Raw genomic sequence first — 17,753 nt, 5'->3', positions numbered from 1 at the left:
CAACTTCACTTTAGAGACCTGCGGGCCGATCATGACCGCCTTGATGAAGCCTGCGGGCGCTACGCGCCCTTGCCTTCATCAAGGCAGTGCGCCCCTTCGAGGGGCCGCTTCCCAATGTGCTATGGCACTGAATTTACGAGCCGGGCGATCCTGCAATGGGCCAGCCAGAACAAGGTCGAGTGGCATTACATCGATCCCGGTAAGCCCCAGCAGAACGGCTTCATCGAGAGCTTCAACGGCTCATTGCGCGATGAGCTGCTCAACGAGGAGCTGTTCGACAGCTTGGCTGACGCCCGCCGGAAGCTGGCCATCTGGCGCTACGACTACGACCATGTTCGCCCTCACTCATCGTTGGGAAATCGAACGCCTGCACAAGCGCGTCGGACGTTCGTGCAGGACGATAGCATCACGCCCGGCGCGCTTGTGCAGGCGAGCATACCGGAATATTCAACCGCAAGACTCTCGTTATGATCGAGGGACCGCCGGGGGGCAGGTCACTTGCCTCGAATTCCTGAAGGCCGGCGACACCTTGGTCGTTTGGAAACTCGACCGTCTCGGGCGATCATTGACCAATCTTCTGGCGATCATAACCGATCTGAAAAATCGAGGTGTGGCCTTCCGATCGCTAACGGAGCAGATGGACACAAGCACGCCCCATGGTGAATTGCTGTTTTCGCTCTTCGGCGCGCTCGCCCAATATGAACGCGCGCTCACGCGTGAGCGGGTGATGGCAGGCTTGGTCGCAGCTCGACGACGGGGCCGGCGCGGGGGCCGGCCGCCCAGCATTGACGCGGAAACGATCGAGCAGATCACGGCAGCCCTCGATGCCGGCGCAAGCAAGGCGTCGGTGTGCCGATCATTCAAGGTGCCGCGATCGACCCTCATCGGCACGCTCGATCGCATTGGCTGGACGGGACCGGTCAAGGCCTGACCCGATGCCCCGCCGCTCTGTTCTGACCGAGGCGCAACACGCCGAGTTGTTCGCCTTGCCGGAGAGCGAGCCAGATCTGGTGCGATACTGGACGCTCAGTTCCGCAGATCTGCGCGTCTTCACGAGCCGGAGGCGTCCCCACAACCGCCTCGGTTTTGCGCTGCAGCTCTGCGCCTTGCGATATCCTGGCCGATTGCTGAAACCCGGCGAATTCATCCCTGATGCTCCTCTCAGGTTCGTCGGGGATCAGCTCGGCGTCGAGCCGGACGCGCTTGCCGATTATGCCACGCGTGGTCCCACCCGGTATGAGCAACTCGATACGCTGCGCGAGGTATTCGGTTTCCGGCAATTGAGCCGTCCGATCCATGCAGAACTGCAGGCTTGGCTCTTGCCGATCGCACTGACCATGACCGGTGGAATCGATCTCGCGCGGATCCTGATGGAAGAATTCCGCCGCCGGCAGATAATCGTGCCCGGTATCACGTCCCTGGAACGCATGGTGAGCAAAGCTCTGTTAGATGCCGAGCGGAACGTGGGCAACCTGCTGACGGGAAGTCTGACTTCAGTGCAATGCGGCCTGCTGGACTCGCTGCTGCTGCAGCACAATGCAGGCCGCATCAGCATTCTTGCCTGGATCCGCCAACCACCCGGTAGACCGGGACGACGTGCCTTCGCGGAAATTCTCGAGCGATTGTCCACATTGCGGGCAATCGGCTTGGAGCCTGTCCTGCTCATCGCCTGGTTGATGCCGATCGTGACGCTGGGCCTGGCGCTGCTGCTCCTCGGGATCGTCATCGCGCTGGGCCGCACCGCCTGGCCACGCTGGTTCGCAGCGCTGGCCAATCCCGTCTCGCTGGTCGCGATCGGCATGCTGATCGCGCGCATCCTGCCCGAGCCGGCGCACACCTGGCTTGACGGCGCCGCGTTCAACCTCGGCTGGCTCGTTGTCTATGCCGTCTCGACGGCGCTGCTCTGGAATGGTGGCCGTTCGCCGGTCGCATCACGGGACGAAGCAGCATGACCGAAGCTGCGACAGCGACAGGCGACGAACAAGTGGGGGAGGAAGCATCAGGCGCTTTCAGCATGAAGCCACTGATGTTCGAGACCTTCGTCTGCTCGATGGCGATGATGTCGTTCGTGGCGCTCGCGGGCCCCATCGCGCGCGTGCTTGGCCTCGAGCCATGGCAGGTCGGCGGGGCGATGACCGCGTCGGGCATCGCCTGGATGATCATGGCGCGGTTCTGGGGCGGCCTTAGCGATCGGCGCGGCGCTCGTCGCTTGACGGCTTAATTGGATCGGGGGCGCCGCGATCAAGCGTTACCGCTCGGTTAGAGAATGGGATGACCAAATTATCGCTGCAACTTTGCCATCGCTTCCACTTCGATGGTTGTAAGCTCGTCGATTGTCAGGTCGAGCGCAGAGCGCTGCGTCTTCAAGTCGACCAACCTTTCCCGGATGCGGGCAATCAATCGCTCCATTTGCTCCTTATGCTCGGGATCGGCATCGTAGAGATCGAGAAACTCCTTGATTTCCTTGATGGAGAAGCCAAGGCGTTTGCCGCGCAAAATCAGCTGTATGCGTCCGATCTCACGCCTGGAATATGCCCGGGTACTGCCTACCCGTTGAGGGGCGATAAGCCCCTCCTTTTCGTAGAAGCGTAGCGTGCGAAGTGTCAGTCCGAGTTCCTGAGCGACATCCTGGATGCCGTACACTTGTAAATCCGCATCCTTTGCGCGGGTTCTCCCCTTGTGCGTGGGGTTGTCGCGATCCGCGTCCTTAAGCGTTTCATCGTCCTCGGCGAGGTGGAGCGAGTTCCCCATGCCATCCACTCCCTGTCCTCCAATCACGGCTACCCTACCACTCAAGCGCATAAGCCTCGTAGCTTGACAGGGGATAGAGGCTCAGGCGAGCTTTTTGTTCTCCTCCTCGATCAAATCCTTCTTCGAAAGTTTGCCGATCAACGTCTTGGGCAGGCTGTCCCGGAATGCGAAGGCCTTGGGCATCTCGATCTTGCTGAGGCGATCCTGCAAAAAGACCTTGAGTTCATCGACGGTCAGGTTCGATCCCTCGTGCAGCGCGATGAACAACTTGGGAGATTGACCTCTGTAGGCGTCAGGAATCGCGATTGCGATCGCCTCCTTTACCGCCGGGTGCTGGTAGGCCGCATCCTCGATGATCCGGGGATATACATTATATCCGCCACAGAAGATGATGTCCTTGATGCGGTCGACGAGGAAGAGATAGCCATCCTCATCAAAATAGCCGATATCGCCGGTTCGTAGCGCGCCATCGACGAAGACAGCACTGGTTTCTGCAGGGCGCTGCCAATAGCCCTTCATCACCTGAGGGCCGCGGGCGCACACTTCTCCGCGTTCTCCCTGGGGAAGAACCCGCGAGGGATTCTCCGGATCTCGGATCTCGATGATGGTGCCGGGGAAACTTGGGCCGCAGCTATTGTCCTTCACCGTCCCAAACAACGGGTTGCAGGCTATGATCGGGGCGGTTTCGGAGAGCCCATATCCTTCCACGACCCTGGCACGCGTGCGTGCCTCGAACTCCTCGCGTACCTCGAGCGGGAGCGGTGCGCCGCCGGATATACAGGCGCGCACGGCCGAGAGATCGGGTATCTCGTCGTCCGGAAGCGCGTTCAGGGCAACATAGATCGTAGGCACGCCGAAGAACTGTGTCGGCGGCTTGCGCTTCATCGTGTTGAGAACCTGCTTCATCTCAAACCGTGGCAGCAGGACGATTTCGGCGCCGATTTCGACTGAGAAGTTGAGCACCGTCGTGAGTGCGAAGACGTGAAACATGGGCAGGACGCCGAGAGTTCTCTCCTGCTGCGGGCGAAGTCCTCCCACATGCACCACCATCTGGGCGCTGTTCGCCGTGAGGTTGGCGTGGGTCAGCATTGCGCCCTTGGGCACGCCGGTTGTGCCTCCGGTATATTGAAGGACCGCGACATCATCAGGGTGACGTTCTACCGCGTCAGGTTCGGCATCATGGGCGAGAAGCGCCTTGAGCCGGACATGAAGGCCTTCGTCGAGTATCCGCGCGTGGTCTTTTCGCTTGAATAGCGCAAAGCCCAGGCCTTGCAGCCAGGGCAGCATATCCCTCATGCCGCACAACACGATCTTGTCCAGCCCGGCACGTGGCGCGACGGCTTGCACTTTCTCGTGGATTATCCGGACGTCCGGTACCGCCATCATGCGCGTTCCCGAGTCCCGGATCTGATGCTCCAGTTCGCGCTCCGTGTAGAGCGGGTTGAAGTTGACCACGATCGCACCCACGCGCAGCGCCGCGAAGTACAATATCGCGAAATAGGGGCAGTTCGGCAGGCACAGGCCGAACCGATCGCCCTTGCGCAGCCCCTGATCCTGCAATCCACGTGCTGCACGGCGAACGAGTTGCCCCACCTGCGCATAAGTCCAGGTTCGCCCGAGAAAGTCGATGGCGACGCGTTCGGGATAAAGGTTCAACGCATTGTCGAGGAGGTCGGTCAGGAGCCGTGGCGGAATTGCCGGTTCCGGTATCGACGGGAAGGCGCTGATGGCGGGCTGGGGCATGGCGATCTCCAGCATCAGAAGTGGAAACGTCCGCCGAGCGACAGCACGACGGCGTGCGCGTCCTCGAGCTTGCCGTCCATCAGGATCGGCGTCTGCACGGCCGTGCCGGCATAGGCCGCTGTCGTGCGATCAATAGTCGTATCCTTGAACGTAATATACGCTGCGCCCGCATCGAGCGTGAACCGGGAAGACACGGCATAGCTTGTGCCGGCAGCGAAATTCCAACGGTTGCTGTCAGGCACTCGAGCGTCCCGATTGCCGTTGCGCGTCGGGGTCTGGGCGTGTTGAACGCCGGCACGAACGGTCCAGGCTGGTGTGACCGCGTAATCGATGCCGCCTGCGAAGCTCCAAGTGTCCCGGTAATTTTCCGGGATTGAAACGTTGAGCGGCGCGCCGAGCCGGATAGCGTCGAATTTCGACCAACCCATGCGGGTCACCTGACCGTTGAGGGTGACCTTGGGCGACACCGCCACGCGCGCTCCGAAGATCGCCTGCCAGGGGGTCTCGAACGTGGCGTTTGCATTCACTACGCTGTTTTGCCCGGCGAGCGGACCAAGAAGACCGGTCGTCGTCACCGAACCGTCGAGATTATGCTTCACGCTCGACTTGTAGCTGGCGCCCAGTTGCATGGGGCCGGCGCGATATTGCAGCCCGGCCGACCAGCCAAGATCCCAACCATTGCCTTTCAGCTCCTGGTGGCCGTCGGCGAGAAGAGGCGATAGGTTCGGCAGATAGTTGGACAATGATGCGTCGGCATATTCGATATTAAGCGCGGCGCCGATGCTGAGATTTGGCGTAACGAGGTAGGCGATCGATGGCTGGATGTCGTATGTTCGCAGCTTGGTCTTGTCGGCGCTATACCGTGCCCAGCTGTCGGCATCATAATTGGTTGTGAAGCTATAAGGGGAGGCGACGGTCAGCCCCAAAGCGAGCCGTGATGTCAGGCCGACGGCTATCGCGCCGGAGGGTAGTACGCCATTATTGATCGGATCACGAGAGCGTTGGCTCCCGCCTACAGCCGCAGCCGACTGCCCGGGACGGACAATGAGCGTGTTGACATTGTCAACCGACCCTTTGGGAAGGATTACGCTTACGGCCTGGTGGGCATCGACTCCTTCCATGCCTGCGATCGCAGCCGGATTCCACCAGAGGGACTGTACGCCCTGGTCGGCGACCTCGCCCGAAAAGGCTCGTCCGGCACCTCTGGACGATTGTTCCTGAAGGTAAAAGGCCTGCGCGCTCGCGGCTTGCGGCGCGAGCAATCCAGCCGCCACGGCCGATGTTGCGATCCCAACTTTCCAATTTTTGCCTGCCACGCCCATCTCCCCTTTCGTGATTGTCAAATTCCTCGTGCTTATCGGAGGCGCGTCCATGTCTGCGTCTTGCACAGGGGCCAGACGATGCAGCCCTTGAGGCGCAAATGATCCCGATCGGCTAACGTGACCGTCGCGCTGTATGTACCGCCATCCTCAGCGTTGTAGATGGAACCACCCGACCAACTGCCCGACTTCCACGTAAAACCCTGCAGAATCTGCAATCCACGAAGCGGACGACCGCGCAACGCAGCGGTCTTGTTCTTTTCGTCACGTAGTTCGGGGTTGGCTTTGATCCCGTCGGAACTGATCAAGGCACCGCAGATCGATTGCCCGCAGCGGGTGATTTCCACGACGCCATGACGGCTCTCGGTTTGCCAGCGACCGACAACGGTGTCGGCGGGCAATGCAGTGCTCGAAGCCAGTAGTGTCAGAATGATCGACATTGTTCCTCTCCGCGCGCCTTCAGGCGACCGTCTGTTTCACGTCTGGAGCCAATATGCGGCGAATCAGCGTCCCATAACCATCTCGATGACGTATAGGTAAGTCAATAGCTCAATGCGTCATCAAAATGCCTATTAGGTTGTGTGCGAATTGGAGGGGTCAGGCGCTGCTGGCCCCGTCGTCAGGGTTCGGGCGTGTTCGTGTGTGACGCCGTCAAGCTATTGATCTGTGCGTGCCTTCAAGCAAGGAAAGATTGCGATAATTGCCCAGTTCCTGAATGCGCTGGATGGAACGCGACACTTCGCCGTCAGCCGCCCCGTTCGCGGCAACGACCAGGCGCCCGTAGCCGCCGGCGTGAATGCGAAAGTCGCTCCAGATCCGGACGCTATCCCCGATGATGCAGGAGACGAGATGGCCCGGATGGAAGTCGGCCCGATCGACAACCGGCTCGGCGTAGCTATCGTTCGCCACAACGACGATGTGGGTTGCGCGGATGACCAGGCCCGGCAGCGTTTCCATCCACTGCAAGGTATCACTGAAGGGGCCGACGTCGGGAGCAGACCAGAACTGCGCGTCCGCGCTGACCGAGGTTGACGTTAGCGTCGTGGTGACCGCTTCACTGTGCCTTTCCCAGGCCAGCCGCCCGTTGGCGGACCACTCCGTTTCCAGGTGGCGCAGGTTGCGATCGAGTCCAGAGGCACATCGCTGCTCCAGGATCAGCCATTCCTTCTCCCGGTCATTCTCATCGACCAGGCGAACCGTCTGAAATGCCATGGCGGGCAATTCGAGTGCAGGAAAACGGCGCAGATGCATTTCGCCGACGATCTGACGCCGGAGGGGATGCTCAGAAAATCGCATGTGTGCGCCTTCGAAAACAGGTGCAGTGGCGCTTGGGGAGAGGCGCAGCCGTCGATAAGACGGGCGCGAGCATCATCGCCGGGATGAGAGTGCGCGGTTTTTCACTGGCGAGCATCCGTACGTTCCTCGGCCAAGACCTCCGATATCAAGCCTCCCGGGAACCGGTGCATGACGATTCCCTCGACGGCGTGAGAAGAGTGCCAAAGATTTTAGTTGACGTAAACGTCATTTCACGCACCATTAGGTAATCAGATGTCCGATTCCCTGGAGAGGCTATCATCGATGCGTAATGTGGTTGTTGCGGGCTATGCCCGGTCCCCCTTTCACCTGGCAGGCAAGGGCGCGCTGGCGCGCGTCCGCCCTGACGATCTGGCCGCTCAGGTCATTCGCGGACTGATTCAGCAGACCGGCGTGAAGGCCGAAGATATCGAGGATATCGTGCTGGGCTGCGCTTTTCCTGAAGGCGAGCAGGGCTTCAACATCGCGCGCCTTATCGGTCTTCTCGCCGACCTGCCGCTCTCTGTCGGCGGCATGACCGTTAATCGCTTCTGCGGATCGTCGATGAGCTCGGTCCACATCGCTGCGGGCCAGATTCAGCTTGGCGCCGGCGAGGCCTTCATCTGCGCGGGCGTGGAGTCGATGAGCCGCGTGCCGATGATGGGGTTCAATCCGCTGCCGAACCCCGAGCTCGCGAAGAAGAGCGCCGCCTATATGGGCATGGGCGACACGGCGGAGAATGTCGCGACCAAATATCAGATCACCCGTGCCCAGCAGGAAGCCTTTGCGGTCGCCAGTCAGGACAAGGCGGCCGCGGCTATCGCGGCCGGCAAGCTCGAGGCCGAGATCGTGCCGATCACGACCAAGGCGGGCGTGGTCGACAAGGATGGCACGCCGCGTGCCGGCACGACGACGGAAACCCTCGCCGGGCTGAAGCCGGCCTTCAGCCAGGACGGCACGGTAACGGCGGGAACGTCCTCGCCGCTGACCGATGGCGCAAGCGCAATCCTGGTCACGAGCGAGGATTATGCGCGCGCGCATGGACTGCCGATCCTTGCCCGCATCAAGTCGGTTGCTGTCTCTGGCTGCCAGCCGGAGATCATGGGCATCGGACCGGTCGAGGCCTCGCGCAAGGCGCTGCAGCGGGCGGGGCTCAGTGTGGACCAGCTTGACGTTGTCGAGCTCAACGAAGCCTTTGCGAGCCAGTCACTGGCCTGCATCAGCGACCTGGGGCTTGACCAGTCGAAGGTCAATCTGGACGGCGGCGCCATCGCGATAGGCCACCCTCTGGGGGCGACCGGTGTGCGGATCGTGGGCAAGGCCGCGGCTCTGCTGAAGCGCGAAGGCGGCAGCTATGCGCTTGCCACCCAGTGCATCGGCGGCGGTCAGGGCATCGCCACCGTGCTGGAGGCGGCGGAATGAGCGAGCAGGCCATCAAGCCAGTCGGCGCCCCGCCGGAAACCATCAAAAAGGTCTGCGTGATCGGCGCAGGCGTCATGGGCGCCGGCATCGCAGCGCAGGTCGCCAATGCCGGCGTGCCGGTGCTGCTGCTCGATATCGTGCCCAAGGAGGGCGGCGATCGTGACGCCGTGGCGAAGGGTGCGGTCGCGAAGATGCTGAAGACCGATCCGGCGCCCTTCATGTCGAAGGCTGCGGCGAAGCTCGTTGAAACGGGCAATATCGACGACCATCTCGAGCGGGTGGCCGAATGCGACTGGATCGTCGAGGCGATCGTCGAACGGCTCGACATCAAGCAGGCGCTCTACGCCAAGCTCGAGCAGCTCAAGCGTCCGGGCACGGCGGTATCGTCCAATACCTCGACGATTCCGCTTGGCCATCTGGTCGAGGGGCGGGACGATCAGTTCAAACAGGACTTCCTGATCACCCATTTCTTCAATCCGCCGCGCTACATGCGGCTCATCGAAATCGTGACCGGCCCCGACACTGATACGGCTGTGGCGAGGCGCGTCTCGGATTTCGTCGATCGAAAGCTCGGCAAGCGCATCGTGCCGGCGCGGGACACGCCGGGCTTCATCGCCAATCGCATCGGTACCTACTGGCTGGCCGTCGCGATCAATGCCGCGATGGACCAGGGGCTGACGGTGGAGGAAGCCGACCAGATCGGCGGAAAGCCGATGGGCGTGCCCAAGACCGGCATTTTCGGCCTTGTCGATCTCGTTGGCGTCGACCTCATGCCGCTGCTCACGAAGAGCCTGTCCTCGACGCTGCCGGCAGGTGACGCCTATTTCGACACGGTGAGGCCGATGCCGCTCGTCGACAGGATGATCGCGGAAGGCTTTACCGGGCGGAAGGGCAAGGGCGGTTTCTACGCGTTCGACAAGGCGACGAAGACCAAGAAAGCGCTCGATCTCGCGACCGGCGAATATCGCGTATCGGTGAAGCCGGCTTCCTTGCCGGGCCGGGCCGAGAAGGACCTGGCAGCATTGGTTGCTGCGCCCGGCAAGGTCGGCGCCTATGCCTGGGAAATTCTCGGCAAGGTTCTTTCCTATGCCGCGAGTCTGGTCGGTGAAGCTGCGGACAACATCGTCGGCATCGATGACGCGATGAAGCTCGGCTACAACTGGAAGTTCGGGCCGTTCGAACTGATCGATCGCCTCGGGCCGGGCAAGCTCGCCGAACGGCTGGCCGCCGAGGGGCGGGATGTTCCCGCGATCCTCAAGGTAGCCGGAGATCGGCCTTTCTACCGGGTGCAGGACGGCCGTCGGCAATATCTCGATGCCGCCGGCGACTATCATGATGTCGTGCGGCCCGAGGGCGTGCTGCTGCTGGAAGACATCAAGCTCCATAGCCAGCCGATCCTCAAAAATGGTTCGGCGGCACTCTGGGATGTCGGCGACGGCGTTGCCTGCCTTGAGTTCACCGGCAAGATGAACGCGCTCGACGGCGATGTGATGAAGCTGATCGGTCAGGCGATCCCGGTCGTGCAGGACAAGTTCAAGGCGCTCGTCGTCTATAATGAGGGCAGCAATTTCTCCGCCGGCGCCAATCTCGGTCTTGCTCTGTTCGCACTGAACATCGCGGCATGGGGCGAGATCGAAAAGCTCGTCGCGGGCGGGCAGCAGGCCTACAAGGCGCTCAAATATGCGCTGTTCCCGGTCGTGAGCGCTCCGGCCGGCATGGCATTGGGCGGCGGTTGCGAGATCCTGCTCAACAGTGATGCCGTGCAGGCCCATGCCGAAAGCTATGTGGGTCTGGTCGAGTGCGGCGTGGGTCTGATCCCTGGCTGGGGCGGATGCGGTGAAATGATCGATCGCTGGCGCTCCAGTCCCGGCATGCCCAAGGGGCCGATGCCGGCCGTAGCCAAGGTCTTCGAGACGGTATCGACAGCCACTGTGGCAAAGTCGGCCGCCGAGGCGAAGGAGCATGGCTTCCTGCGTCCCTCGGACGGCATTACGATGAACCGGGACCGTCTGCTGGCGGACGCCAAGGCGAAGGCACTGGAACTGGCCGACGGTTACAAACCGCCTGTGGCTCCGGAATTCCGCTTGCCTGGCGCGGGAGGCAAGTCCGCTCTTTCGATGGCTGTCGAAGGCTTCCAGGCCCGTGGCCTCGCCACATCTTACGATGGTGTCGTATCCGGCGCGCTCGCCGACGTCCTGACGGGCGGCGAGAAGGATCTCATCGACATCGTGACCGAAGAGGATCTGCTGGCGCTCGAGCGCAAGGCCTTCATGCAACTGGTGCGCGACCCGCGGACCCAGGCGCGCGTCGAGCAGATGCTCGTCACCGGCAAGCCGCTGCGTAACTGATTGGCGGCCGGCGGCCGGATGGCCGACCGGTCAGGAGATATAAATATGCAAGTCTATGACGCCCCGTTGCGCGACATGCGCTTCGTGCTCAACGAACTCCATGCCGATGACGGCTTCGGGGATATTCCCGCACTGTCGGAGTTCACACCGGATCTCACCGATGCGATCCTCGAGGAGGCGGCGCGCTTCTGTCGCGACGTCCTGTTGCCGATCAACCGGTCGGGCGACGAGGAGGGGTGTCATCTGGAAAACGGCGTTGTGCGGACGCCGGCGGGGTTCGCGCAAGCCTATAAGCAATTCGCCGAAGGTGGCTGGACCGCGCTCGCATCCGATCCAGAATGGGGTGGGCAAGGGCTGCCGGAAGCGGTCAACAAGCTGGTCGAAGAGATGATCTGCTCGTCCAACCTTTCCTTCGGCCTCTATCCGGGCCTCACCCATGGTGCGACCACTGCGATCGAGGGCCATGGGAGCGACGCGCTCAAGCAGGCCTACCTGCCCAAGATGGTAAGCGGTCAATGGTCCGGCACGATGTGCCTGACCGAGCCTCATTGCGGTACCGATCTCGGGCTCCTGCGCAGCCGCGCGGTCCCGCAGGGCGATGGCAGCTACAAGGTCACCGGCTCCAAGATCTTCATCTCCGCCGGTGAGCATGACCTGACCGAGAATATCATCCATCTCGTGCTCGCCCGCCTGCCCGACGCCCCCAAGGGCGTAAAGGGCATCAGCCTGTTCCTCGTTCCCAAATATCTTCCCAAGGAGGACGGCACTCCCGGTCAATCGAACGGCGTCGCCTGCGCCGCGATCGAGCACAAGATGGGTCTCAAGGCGTCGGCGACCTGCCAGATGAACTTCGACGATTCGACCGGTTGGCTGGTCGGCGAGCCGGGCAAGGGCATGGCCGCCATGTTCACGATGATGAACACTGAGCGCGTCTCTGTCGGCATTCAGGGCCTCGGTGTCGGTGAAGCCGCGTATCAGGCGGCCGCCTGGTATGCGAAGGACCGTATTCAGGGCCGGGCGCTCTCGGGCCCCAAATATCCCGAACAGGCTGCCGATCCGATCATCGTCCATCCCGATGTTCGCCGCATGTTGATGACGATGCGGGCCTATAATGAGGGGTGCCGGGCGCTCTCGGCCTGGGTCTCGCGCGCGCTGGACGCGGAAAAACATTCTCCCGAACCCGAAGTGCGCCAGCGTGCGAGTGACTTCATCGCGCTCATGACCCCCGTCGTCAAAGCGCTCTTCACCGACCTTGCGTTCGACAGTGCGAACCTCGCTGTCCAATGCTATGGCGGCCACGGCTACATCCGCGAAAGCGGCGTCGAGCAATATGCCCGTGATGCCCGGATCACCATGATCTATGAGGGGACGAACGGCGTTCAGGCGCTCGATCTCGTCGGCCGCAAGCTCGGCGCCCATATGGGCCGCTATCTGCGCAGCTTCTTCCATCCGGTGTCGGCTTTCATCGAGGAAAACAACGTCGACGGACCGATGAAGCCGATGGTCGAGGCGCTCGCCAAGGCGTTCGGGGCGCTGCAGCTTTCGACGGCCACGGTCGCGCAGCGGGCACTCAAGGATCCCGAAGAGGCGGGCGCGGCGTCGGCGGACTATCTGCGTCTGATGGGCCTGGTGGCCATGGGCTATTGCTTTGCCAAGGCGACCAAGATCGCAGGCTTGCAGCTCTTCTTCGGCAGCGAGGACAAGCGCTTCTACGATGCCAAGATCAAGACGGCGACGTTCTTCTTCGAGCGTATCCTGCCTCAGGCGACCGCCAGCTTCCTGGCGATCAAGGCGGGCAAGAAGTCGCTGATGGCGCTGGAAGACGACGTGTTTTGACGCTTCCGGCAAGCCTCGAAAAGCGGCTGGCCATTCCAGCCATCGTTGCGCCGATGTTCCTTGTGTCGGGACCGGACCTTGTCGTCAGTTGCTGCGAGGCGGGACTGCTTGGTACTTTCCCGGCGCTCAACCAGCGCACCAGTCAAGGTTTCGGTGAATGGCTGGATGAAATCGAGGAGCGGCTGGCTCCCATGCCGGGAGCGGCGCCCTTCGGCGTCAACCTCATCGTCCATAAGAGCAATCCGAGGCTCGACGCCGATCTGGAACTGATCGTTCGGCACCATGTGCCATTGGTCATCACCTCGCTCGGCGCCGTCGCGGATCTTGTCCAGGTGGTTCAGGGCTATGGCGGGCTGGTCTTTCACGACGTGACGAACGTGCGTCATGCGGAAAAGGCGCTCGAAGCTGGCGTCGACGGTCTGATCGCGGTCGCTGCCGGCGCGGGGGGACATGCCGGCACGATGAGCCCGTTCGCACTGGTTGACGAGATACGGCGCTTCTTCCAGGGGCCGCTGGCGCTTTCCGGCGCCATCACGCGCGGCCACCAGATCGCGGCCGCGCAGATGATGGGGGCCGATCTTGCCTATATCGGATCCCACTTCATCGCGTCGGAAGAGAGTCTCGCCTCGCCGGCACAGAAAGACATGGTGATCGGGGCCGGACCAGCGGATATCGTCTATACGGACCGGGTCACCGGCGTCGGGGCCAATTTTCTCCGGCCCTCGCTGGAAGCCGCGACTCTCCCTGAGCCACATGGCGCGCTTTCGGTTTCGGAGGAGGCCAAGGCCTGGAAGACGATCTGGTCGGCAGGCCACGGTGTCGGCGCTACCACTGCCGTCCAACCGGCCCGATCCATCTGTGAGAGACTCATTGCCGAATATCAGGCGGCATTACAATCAGAGTAGGATTGATCCATGAAGGTGCTTGTGCCCGTCAAGCGGGTTATCGATTATAATGTGAAACCGCGCGTGAAGGCGGATGGGACGGGCGTCGATTTGGCGAACGTGAAAATGTCGATGAACCCGTTCGACGAGATCGCCGTCGAAGAGGCTATCCGCCTCAAGGAAAAGGGAGTCGCGACCGAAATCGTGGTGGTGTCGATCGGCGTCGCCAAGGCGCAGGAAACGCTGCGCACCGCGCTCGCCATGGGGGCCGACCGCGCGATCCTCGTCCAGACTGACGATGAGGTCGAGCCGCTCGCCGTCGCCAAGATCCTGAAGACCATCGCCACCGAGGAGGCTCCGGGCCTGGTGATCCTCGGCAAGCAGGCCATCGACGATGATGCCAATCAGACCGGCCAGATGCTGGCAGCCCTTCTCGGTTGGGGGCAGGGCACATTCGCCAGCAAGGTCGAAGTATCGGGCGAGACTGTCGCGGTGACCCGTGAGGTGGATGGCGGTCTGGAGACCGTAAGCCTCAAACTGCCGGCGATCGTGACGACCGATCTGCGTCTCAACGAACCGCGCTATGCGAGCCTGCCCAATATCATGAAGGCCAAATCCAAGCCGCTGGCGACGAAGACGCCGGCCGATCTCGGTGTTGAGATCGCCTCGCGCCTCAAGACGCTCAAGGTGACCGAACCCCCCAAGCGCTCGGCGGGCATCAAGGTGGCCGACGTCGATGAATTGGTCGCCAGGCTCAAGGAAATGGCGATTTGATAAACTTTCAAACGCGCCGAACTTGCCGAACCTCTCCCATGCAAGTGACGGCGCACCCCGCTTCATCCTGTGCGCACAGAGATGAAGCGGGGGCGGATTTCTCGGAGAATAAGTTATGAATACGCTCGTCTGGGTTGAACATGACAATGCGTCGGTCAAGGATGCGACGCTATCGGCCGTCACCGCCGCTGCCAAACTTGGTGAGGTCCATCTGCTGGTTGCCGGTGCGGGCATCGGCGGCGTGGCCGAGGCTGCTGCGAAGGTCGCGGGTGTCGCCAAAGTCGTAACGTTCGACGATGCGGCGTTCAAACACGCTTTGCCCGAGAATGTCGCGCCGGCCGTCGCGGACCTGATGCGCGGCTATGACGCGTTCGTGGCGCCTTCCACTTCGAATGGCAAGAACATCGCGCCGCGCGTGGCGGCCTTGCTTGATGTGATGCAGGTCAGCGACATCCTGTCGGTGGAAAGCGCTGACACGTTCACGCGTCCCATCTACGCGGGAAATGCGATCGCGACGGTCCAGTCGTCTGATGCAAAGAAGGTTATCACGGTGCGTGGCACAGCCTTCGAGAAGGCGGCCCGCGAGGGTGGCTCGGCCAGTATCGAGGCTGCGACGGGCACGGATGCGGGACTTTCCAGCTTCGTGGGTGCCGAGATCGCCCAGTCCGAGCGCCCGGAACTCACCTCGGCCAAAATCATCGTCTCGGGCGGGCGAGCGCTGGGCTCGGCCGGGCAGTTTCATGGCGTGATCGATCCGCTGGCCGACAAGCTGGGCGCGGGTGTGGGCGCAAGCCGCGCGGCGGTCGATGCTGGCTATGCGCCCAACGATTTTCAGGTCGGCCAGACCGGCAAGATCGTGGCGCCGGAAGTCTATGTCGCCGTCGGCATATCGGGTGCGATTCAGCACCTTGCTGGCATGAAGGATAGCAAGACCATCATCGCGATCAACAAGGATGAGGACGCGCCCATCTTCCAGGTCGCCGATATCGGCCTGGTCGGCGACCTCTTCAAGATCGTTCCTGAACTGACCGAAAAGCTTTGAGGTAAGCGATGACCGGTCTGGAAGAGATCGAACAGTTCATGGCGGCCGGCACCCGGCCGCCCATGATGGACCTGTTCGACATCGATCTGCTTGAGGCGGAGGAGGGGAAGGTCGTCTTTGTCGCGACGCCCACCTCGCAGACCTACAATTTCATGGGCATCGCCCATGGTGGCTATGCCGCGACGCTGCTGGATTCGGCCTGCGGCATCGCGGCGAACTCCGCGGCCCAAGTGCCCATCAACTGCGTCACGCTCGAACTCAAGGTCGCCTATCATGCGCCCTTGACCGACAGGGTCGGGATGGTCCGTGCAATCGGCCAGGTGGTGTCGATGGGCAAGAGGGTGGCGCATACCGAGGCGCGTCTGATCGACATGGCCGGCAAACTCTATGCCTCCGCGACATCGACCTTGCTGCTCGTCGATCGGGCGGCCTGAACAGGAAAGAAGATATGGAAGTCGTTATCCCGCACAGCCTTGGTAAAATCGAAGCGAAGAGCAGGATCGAGGCCGGCCTGCCCAAGCTGGCAGCGCATATCCCGGGAGGCGGTTCGCTCAGTTCCGAGTGGGTATCGGACTACGCACTACACTTGGTCATCGGGGCGATGGGGCAGAATATCCCGGTGCAACTCGACATTGAGGATAGCGAGATTCGCGGCGACGTCAGCGTACCGCTGTTCCTCAAAATGATGTCAGGACAGATTTCGGATTTTGTGAAAACGAGCGCCGAGAAAATGCTCAGCAAGGCATGATGAATTTACTGGCCGCAGGACAATATCGTTGCTCTGCGATGATTGAGTTTACGAGAATCTGCCCTGTTTCCTAGCCGATAGTGTCCGCGCGAGGGCTTTGTGATGGAAGAAATCGCTCCCCGAGTTTTCAGGATCATTAGCCGTCAGCTCGGCGTCTATCCGGATCAGATTGCCCTTGCTTCGTCTTTCTACGATGACATCGGCGTGGATAGTCTCGATGTGCTGGAAGTTGTGATGGCGCTTGAAGACGAATTCGGACTCACTATCCCGGATGAAGCCGCCGGTGAGGTCAAAACAGTAGAGGATGCGGTCAAGCTGGTCGAAGCATGGATAGCCAAGTGAGATAAAACCCACGATCCTCTGAAACCGCAATTCACGACGACAATGAAATCTAGATAGCTCTTTGGTCGCCTGACGTATCACTTCCATGATCAAGGCTACCGTGATCGCGCATAGCCGCCATATGCTTTGCGCCAGAAACCGGATTTCATCTATCGCTTTGCCCACTCGATGACGGAATGGTGTTTCCGAAAAGAATATAGCGAACCATGTTATCTAATGACGAATCGCTGTCTTCTCACATTTGACGAACTGGCTGGTAACGTCGGAGCGGGAAGATGCATGAAAGAGGTAGATCATGCGATACCGTTCATTAGGCCTGGCTACAGTCTTGATTGTCACGAGCACCGCTTGGGCGCAGACGCCGTCGGATAACCAACATGCGCTGATCGGACCGCCCCAACTCCACGCCCTTCCCGTCACCGCTCCGACGCTCGTCGAGGCCTATGGTCCTGATCCTCTGCAGATCGGTGAACTGCGCTTGCCTGCAGGTCCTGGCCCGTTTCCCGTCGTCATGGTCATTCACGGTGGCTGCTGGACCAAAGGCTATGAGACACTGGCAGGCACGGCGCCGTTGGCGAGCGCCTTGACGGACAAGGGCGTGGCGACATGGAATATAGAGTATCGACAGGTTGGTGACACCCGCGGCGGGTGGCCTGGGACCTTCCAGGATTGGGGAGCGGCGCTCGATCACTTGAGGGTGCTGGCACGAACCCAGCCTCTGGACCTGAAGCATGTGGTGACGGTGGGACATTCGGCCGGCGCCCACGCTGCCCTGTGGCTGGCGGCCCGTCCCAGATTGCCTGCCGACAGCGAGGTCCGCGGCGCTGATCCACTGAAGGTTTCCGCCGCGGTCGCCATCGACGGCCCAGGCGACCTGCGAACCCTGTACGGGTTCGACAAGGATATTTGCGGCCGCCCGATCTTCGTCAACCTGTTCGGGGGCGCTCCTGACGCACAGGCGGGCCGCTACCGTCAGGCAAATCCGATCGAATGGCTGCCTCTGGCCGTGCCTCAATTCATGGTCGCTTCCGTCGTGCTGGAGCCTTCAGCCGCGCAAGCCTATGCAGCAGCCGCACAGTCGGCCGGCGATAAGGCGACGGTGATCACCCTGGAGAATGCGGGCCACTTCAACATGCTTTCGCCTGCGGACCCCACCTGGGCGCCGGTAGAGGCCGCGATCCTCGCGGCGGCGAAAGCAGAGCAATAGTCGAGGCAGCCTCCGGTTTATCCCCATCTCGGTGATCTCTATCT

18 protein-coding genes and 1 pseudogene are annotated in these 17,753 nt (G+C 61.6%); 14 read left to right on the top strand and 5 right to left on the bottom strand.

Translation table 11 applies throughout. The annotated features are described in order from the left end of the window. The 4 genes and pseudogenes from F4U94_RS20605 to F4U94_RS20590 form a co-directional block, all read left to right on the top strand. Nucleotides 1-471: integrase core domain-containing protein (locus tag F4U94_RS20605; protein ID WP_428842955.1), on the top strand; the 471-nt coding region annotated here is incomplete at its 5' end. Continuing rightward, nucleotides 422-931 (top strand): recombinase family protein, encoded by a 510-nt coding sequence (locus F4U94_RS20600; protein WP_025290585.1) that lies wholly within the window; start codon nt 422-424, stop codon nt 929-931. The genes F4U94_RS20605 and F4U94_RS20600, both read left to right, overlap by 50 nt. A 4-nt stretch (nt 932-935) precedes the next feature. Then, nucleotides 936-1,667: pseudogene (locus F4U94_RS20595) on the top strand (DUF4158 domain-containing protein); the annotation flags it as partial. Nucleotides 1,668-1,948: 281 nt separating this feature from the next. Then, nucleotides 1,949-2,221 carry a hypothetical protein gene (locus F4U94_RS20590; protein WP_017503288.1) on the top strand — a complete coding sequence of 91 codons (273 nt, stop codon included), beginning with the start codon at nt 1,949-1,951 and terminating at the stop codon, nt 2,219-2,221. 59 nt (nt 2,222-2,280) lie between these two features. On the opposite strand, the gene F4U94_RS20585 is transcribed toward F4U94_RS20590, so the two are convergent. From F4U94_RS20585 to F4U94_RS20565, 5 genes are all read right to left on the bottom strand, one after another. Next, nucleotides 2,281-2,751: a MerR family transcriptional regulator gene (locus F4U94_RS20585; RefSeq protein WP_017503287.1), complete on the bottom strand. Its 471-nt coding sequence runs from the start codon at nt 2,749-2,751 to the stop codon at nt 2,281-2,283. A gap of 81 nt (nt 2,752-2,832) precedes the next feature. Then, the gene (locus tag F4U94_RS20580; RefSeq protein ID WP_017503286.1) at nt 2,833-4,509 is read right to left on the bottom strand and encodes a long-chain-fatty-acid--CoA ligase; all 1,677 of its coding nucleotides are present in this window, start codon (nt 4,507-4,509) and stop codon (nt 2,833-2,835) included. After that, nucleotides 4,509-5,816, bottom strand: coding sequence for an OmpP1/FadL family transporter (locus F4U94_RS20575; RefSeq protein ID WP_036526777.1), 1,308 nt, complete (start codon nt 5,814-5,816; stop codon nt 4,509-4,511). The genes F4U94_RS20580 and F4U94_RS20575 overlap by 1 nt, the downstream gene beginning before the upstream one ends. A 32-nt stretch (nt 5,817-5,848) precedes the next feature. Next, complete coding sequence (locus F4U94_RS20570; protein WP_026109759.1) at nt 5,849-6,253, bottom strand: DUF2147 domain-containing protein; 405 nt, start codon at nt 6,251-6,253, stop codon at nt 5,849-5,851. Between the two features lie 211 nt (nt 6,254-6,464). Next, nucleotides 6,465-7,109 (bottom strand): DUF3422 family protein, encoded by a 645-nt coding sequence (locus tag F4U94_RS20565; protein WP_004206967.1) that lies wholly within the window; start codon nt 7,107-7,109, stop codon nt 6,465-6,467. Between the two features lie 282 nt (nt 7,110-7,391). Here F4U94_RS20565 and F4U94_RS20560 point away from each other — a divergent pair, with 282 nt between their 5' ends. The 10 genes from F4U94_RS20560 (at nt 7,392) to F4U94_RS20515 (ending at nt 17,709) form a co-directional block, all read left to right on the top strand. Then, nucleotides 7,392-8,528 carry a thiolase family protein gene (locus tag F4U94_RS20560; RefSeq protein WP_150412187.1) on the top strand — a complete coding sequence of 379 codons (1,137 nt, stop codon included), beginning with the start codon at nt 7,392-7,394 and terminating at the stop codon, nt 8,526-8,528. Then, nucleotides 8,525-10,876, top strand: a complete 2,352-nt coding sequence (locus F4U94_RS20555; RefSeq protein ID WP_004206971.1) for a 3-hydroxyacyl-CoA dehydrogenase/enoyl-CoA hydratase family protein — start codon at nt 8,525-8,527, stop codon at nt 10,874-10,876. Before F4U94_RS20560 ends, F4U94_RS20555 begins: the two co-directional genes overlap by 4 nt. Before the next feature lie 45 nt (nt 10,877-10,921). Then, nucleotides 10,922-12,712 carry an acyl-CoA dehydrogenase C-terminal domain-containing protein gene (locus F4U94_RS20550; RefSeq protein ID WP_150412186.1) on the top strand — a complete coding sequence of 597 codons (1,791 nt, stop codon included), beginning with the start codon at nt 10,922-10,924 and terminating at the stop codon, nt 12,710-12,712. Continuing rightward, the gene (locus F4U94_RS20545) at nt 12,709-13,617 is read left to right on the top strand and encodes an NAD(P)H-dependent flavin oxidoreductase (RefSeq protein ID WP_164523917.1); all 909 of its coding nucleotides are present in this window, start codon (nt 12,709-12,711) and stop codon (nt 13,615-13,617) included. Before F4U94_RS20550 ends, F4U94_RS20545 begins: the two co-directional genes overlap by 4 nt. 9 nt (nt 13,618-13,626) lie before the next feature. Further along, nucleotides 13,627-14,370: an electron transfer flavoprotein subunit beta/FixA family protein gene (locus tag F4U94_RS20540; RefSeq protein ID WP_150412185.1), complete on the top strand. Its 744-nt coding sequence runs from the start codon at nt 13,627-13,629 to the stop codon at nt 14,368-14,370. A gap of 115 nt (nt 14,371-14,485) precedes the next feature. Beyond that, nucleotides 14,486-15,412, top strand: a complete 927-nt coding sequence (locus F4U94_RS20535) for an electron transfer flavoprotein subunit alpha/FixB family protein (RefSeq protein ID WP_004206978.1) — start codon at nt 14,486-14,488, stop codon at nt 15,410-15,412. An 8-nt stretch (nt 15,413-15,420) separates the two neighbouring features. Beyond that, entirely contained in the window at nt 15,421-15,846 is a 426-nt protein-coding gene (locus F4U94_RS20530; protein ID WP_004206979.1) for a PaaI family thioesterase, read from the top strand. Nucleotides 15,847-15,860: 14 nt separating this feature from the next. Then, entirely contained in the window at nt 15,861-16,160 is a 300-nt protein-coding gene (locus F4U94_RS20525) for a polyhydroxyalkanoic acid system family protein (RefSeq protein ID WP_004206980.1), read from the top strand. Nucleotides 16,161-16,262: 102 nt separating this feature from the next. Continuing rightward, a complete protein-coding gene (gene acpP / locus F4U94_RS20520; protein WP_004206981.1) occupies nt 16,263-16,502 on the top strand; it encodes an acyl carrier protein in 240 nt (79 codons plus the stop codon). 295 nt (nt 16,503-16,797) lie between these two features. Beyond that, nucleotides 16,798-17,709: an alpha/beta hydrolase family protein gene (locus F4U94_RS20515; protein WP_004206984.1), complete on the top strand. Its 912-nt coding sequence runs from the start codon at nt 16,798-16,800 to the stop codon at nt 17,707-17,709. Nucleotides 17,710-17,753 lie beyond the last annotated feature (44 nt).

This window comes from Sphingobium limneticum (genome assembly GCF_008710155.1).
In the GTDB taxonomy this organism is placed as follows: domain Bacteria; phylum Pseudomonadota; class Alphaproteobacteria; order Sphingomonadales; family Sphingomonadaceae; genus Sphingobium; species Sphingobium limneticum.
Note: the sequence above shows the minus strand (reverse complement) of the source record. Positions and strands in the feature narration are given on the sequence as shown.

What these genes read in the sequence shown, in the direction of transcription:
- F4U94_RS20515 (WP_004206984.1), top strand. Translation starts at nt 16,798, where the DNA reads ATGCGATACCGTTCATTAGGCCTGGCTACAGTCTTGATTGTCACGAGC.
- F4U94_RS20570 (WP_026109759.1), bottom strand. Translation starts at nt 6,253, where the DNA reads ATGTCGATCATTCTGACACTACTGGCTTCGAGCACTGCATTGCCCGCC.
- F4U94_RS20555 (WP_004206971.1), top strand. Translation starts at nt 8,525, where the DNA reads ATGAGCGAGCAGGCCATCAAGCCAGTCGGCGCCCCGCCGGAAACCATC.
- F4U94_RS20565 (WP_004206967.1), bottom strand. Translation starts at nt 7,109, where the DNA reads ATGCGATTTTCTGAGCATCCCCTCCGGCGTCAGATCGTCGGCGAAATG.
- F4U94_RS20560 (WP_150412187.1), top strand. Translation starts at nt 7,392, where the DNA reads ATGCGTAATGTGGTTGTTGCGGGCTATGCCCGGTCCCCCTTTCACCTG.
- F4U94_RS20540 (WP_150412185.1), top strand. Translation starts at nt 13,627, where the DNA reads ATGAAGGTGCTTGTGCCCGTCAAGCGGGTTATCGATTATAATGTGAAA.
- F4U94_RS20590 (WP_017503288.1), top strand. Translation starts at nt 1,949, where the DNA reads ATGACCGAAGCTGCGACAGCGACAGGCGACGAACAAGTGGGGGAGGAA.
- F4U94_RS20535 (WP_004206978.1), top strand. Translation starts at nt 14,486, where the DNA reads ATGAATACGCTCGTCTGGGTTGAACATGACAATGCGTCGGTCAAGGAT.
- F4U94_RS20585 (WP_017503287.1), bottom strand. Translation starts at nt 2,751, where the DNA reads ATGGGGAACTCGCTCCACCTCGCCGAGGACGATGAAACGCTTAAGGAC.
- F4U94_RS20530 (WP_004206979.1), top strand. Translation starts at nt 15,421, where the DNA reads ATGACCGGTCTGGAAGAGATCGAACAGTTCATGGCGGCCGGCACCCGG.
- F4U94_RS20580 (WP_017503286.1), bottom strand. Translation starts at nt 4,509, where the DNA reads ATGCTGGAGATCGCCATGCCCCAGCCCGCCATCAGCGCCTTCCCGTCG.
- F4U94_RS20550 (WP_150412186.1), top strand. Translation starts at nt 10,922, where the DNA reads ATGCAAGTCTATGACGCCCCGTTGCGCGACATGCGCTTCGTGCTCAAC.
- F4U94_RS20525 (WP_004206980.1), top strand. Translation starts at nt 15,861, where the DNA reads ATGGAAGTCGTTATCCCGCACAGCCTTGGTAAAATCGAAGCGAAGAGC.
- F4U94_RS20575 (WP_036526777.1), bottom strand. Translation starts at nt 5,816, where the DNA reads ATGGGCGTGGCAGGCAAAAATTGGAAAGTTGGGATCGCAACATCGGCC.
- acpP (WP_004206981.1), top strand. Translation starts at nt 16,263, where the DNA reads ATGGAAGAAATCGCTCCCCGAGTTTTCAGGATCATTAGCCGTCAGCTC.